The following is a 1,087-nucleotide window of genomic DNA, read 5'->3' as shown; positions in this document are numbered from 1 at the left end:
AAAGCCCCCGTTAGTTCAATAAGGAATTTCTAATTAAAAAGCTACTTTAACTGACCATCCTATATACTCACCTTTATATTTTTTTGAATATAAAGACATAAGCTCAGTTTGATAATCAACCAGTGCCAAAGCTTCTGTTTTTGTTACTTTAATATTTGTACACTCGCTATTTTTATTAACGATAGCAATATTAAATCCTGTTTCACCTATCTCATTGATACATTCTTCTGCCCATTCATTTGGTATGGCAAGATCATGAGTAATGTGACATGTATTGTCCTGAGATAAGTTAATTTTAGTTTTTTTTACTTTTAGTCTGTTTTCTTTAATCCTTTTTTTCTTTTCCTTGGCAGTTTCATAATAATTATATAAACCTTCTTCAAAAGCGCCGTCTATTTCTATACGGTTATAGTCTAAAATCCACTTTCTAAACTTATGGTACAAGGGCATAAGAGTATCTTTATTTAAGCCAAAAACATCACATCCACGGTCGTCATACATACGAAATATTATGTCCTTGTCAGTACTAATAAAGTACACAGATTGTCCAATAGAAGGTTCTCTTCCTTGTTCATAATTCCCTATAGCTTCAAGTATTTCCTGGTGGGGTACAGACTTTAATTGTGAGTATACAAATCTCACTTTGTATTCATTCTTAACTTCTATTGTTTGACCCGTTACTTCATCATAATCCTCATCTAAATCAAAGAAAGTTTCCTCTTCTATATTTTGTTTACTAAATAAATTATACAGGTATTCTGGAGTGTTATTTCCAAACATAATATCCTCTGTTACATTCCAATCTTTTATATAAAGATAAATAAAATCATCCGGCTTAAACACTTCTTCGAATAATGTGGTAACTCTTGTAACAACTTGATTAATTCTTTCTTCAGTTCCATTTTTATATGGGTCACCTAATTCGAACCTTAGATGCAAATCGCTTGTTAAGTTAGGAAAATTACTTTCTATGTACTTCAATATTTTTTCCTTCATTGGAATTCCTCCCTTAAATAAATTCTTTATAATCTCCAGTCTGCTGGTAAATTCGATTTCTCCTTATAGATTGCTTATTCAACTAACCTGC

General features: G+C 31.0%; 1 protein-coding gene. It reads right to left on the bottom strand.

Features of this window, described 5'->3' with window-relative positions:
• Window positions 1-33 precede the first annotated feature (33 nt).
• On the bottom strand, window positions 34-996 hold the full coding sequence (locus ACQKIH_RS22400) for a DUF3885 domain-containing protein (RefSeq protein WP_083493818.1): 963 nt from the start codon (window positions 994-996) through the stop codon (window positions 34-36).
• Between the last annotated feature and the right edge of the window lie 91 nt (window positions 997-1,087).

Origin of the sequence: Solibacillus cecembensis, from assembly GCF_050272495.1 — a bacterium.
Lineage (GTDB): Bacteria > Bacillota > Bacilli > Bacillales_A > Planococcaceae > Solibacillus > Solibacillus cecembensis.
Note: the sequence above shows the minus strand (reverse complement) of the source record. Positions and strands in the feature narration are given on the sequence as shown.

Coding starts and splice junctions, on each gene's coding strand:
- ACQKIH_RS22400 (WP_083493818.1), bottom strand. CDS start 996: ATGAAGGAAAAAATATTGAAGTACATAGAAAGTAATTTTCCTAACTTA.